At 65.5% G+C, this 1,413-nt stretch carries 1 protein-coding gene and 1 tRNA gene; one reads left to right on the forward strand and one right to left on the reverse strand.

What is annotated here, in order from left to right:
• Positions 1–55: 55 nt before the first annotated feature.
• Entirely contained in the window at positions 56–676 is a 621-nt protein-coding gene (locus FJ980_RS31565) for a hypothetical protein (RefSeq protein ID WP_246676656.1), read from the reverse strand.
• 504 nt (positions 677–1,180) lie between these two features.
• Between FJ980_RS31565 and FJ980_RS31570 the strand changes: the two genes are divergently transcribed.
• Positions 1,181–1,270 (forward strand) — tRNA-Ser (locus FJ980_RS31570).
• The last annotated feature ends 143 nt before the right edge of the window (positions 1,271–1,413 follow it).

Raw genomic sequence — 1,413 nt, forward strand, 5'->3', positions numbered from 1 at the left:
CGCATGGGCCCCGTTCGCAATCACGGCACGCGAATTGAATCGCGGCCGACGCAGCCTAGCCGGCCGGCCTGCGCTTGCGCCGGTTGGCGAGCCAGACGGCGAGAATGCCGCCGGCAATGGCGCCGACCACCAGCCCGGCCAGGCCGATGAATGCGGCGAAGTAGCCGCACGCACCCTCGAAGCAACTCACGTCGGTGACATCGGCGATGAGCGAACCGGCCAGGAAACCGCCCACCGCGCCGACGACCGCGCCGAGGATGATGCCGAGCAGCGCGGCGACAATGGAAACGAAGACCGACGGCGCTTCGGCTCGCGGCTTGGCATAAACGGTCTCGGCGCCGGAGCCGCGGCGCAACAGGTAGATGCAAAGCAGGCCGATGGCGATCTCGGCGGCGGTGATGGCCAGGCTTCTGGCGGAGAAGACGAAGCCCGGCACGGCAAGTGCGTAAGCGTGACTTGCCAGCAGCCATATGATCGTGGCGGCCTGCCAGATGGTGAAGTGGCTGGGGAAGCGCGCCGAACGGCCGAAGGCGAGGCCGAGCAGGTAAAGTCCCCATAGGATGGTGATGACGTCGGCGACGAGCCCGCTGAAGAGGAAATAGAAAACGGCGTCCGGCAGGCCTGAACTCCCCACCAGCCACAAGGCCGACGCCAGCCAATAGACCGACAGGGCCATAACGCTAACCAGCCAGCCCACCGGGACATAGGAAAGTCCGCTGTCCAGATGTCGGGCCGGGATCTTTCCCTCGGCCGGTGGCTGTCCGTTGTCCGGCCTACCGCCCGGAATTCCGCTGCTTGACGTCATGTTGCGACGATGCCCCCCGCAAAGCCTTTCGGACACTCGACAGGCCGCTCGGGACGAAGTCAAGCGCGGCTGGCCTCGCAGCCTTGCCCGTGCACATCATCAAGCAGCGATTGAAGTGGCGGGACTCCAAACGGACGTGCCGGCGGCCCCCATGAACGCCGTGTGGCCGGCAAAGCGAATTGACCGCCGTTATGGCTTGGCATTCGGCGCCGGATCGACTAGATGAGCCCCGCGCCTGTTGCTTCGACGGCTCAGGTGCGGGCAGGGCGTCCGCTGGTTGGCGGCGCCCGGTGCGGGCAGTTCCGCACGCATCCCCAAAGGGAGAGCATCTCCCCAACCCGCGCGGCGAAACCGGCCGACGCGAAAGGCAAGGACGGAGAGGTGGCCGAGTGGTTGAAGGCGCACGCCTGGAAAGTGTGTTTACGGGAAACCGTAACGCGGGTTCGAATCCCGCTCTCTCCGCCATCCTGCTTCGCTCTTCGAGCTTCGCAGGATTGGCTCAATCGACGACGCGAAGCAGGATGCCCTCCGAAGCTTCAGCGTAGGAGGGCAGGGTCATCAACCTTGCCGACCGGCTTGCACGATTAAAAAAGCAGCTGTCCGCACAC

Origin of the sequence: Mesorhizobium sp. B1-1-5, assembly GCF_006443065.1 — a bacterium.
Classification (GTDB): Bacteria; Pseudomonadota; Alphaproteobacteria; order Rhizobiales; family Rhizobiaceae; genus Mesorhizobium.

Coding starts and splice junctions, on each gene's coding strand:
- FJ980_RS31565 (WP_246676656.1), bottom strand. CDS start 676: ATGGCCCTGTCGGTCTATTGGCTGGCGTCGGCCTTGTGGCTGGTGGGG.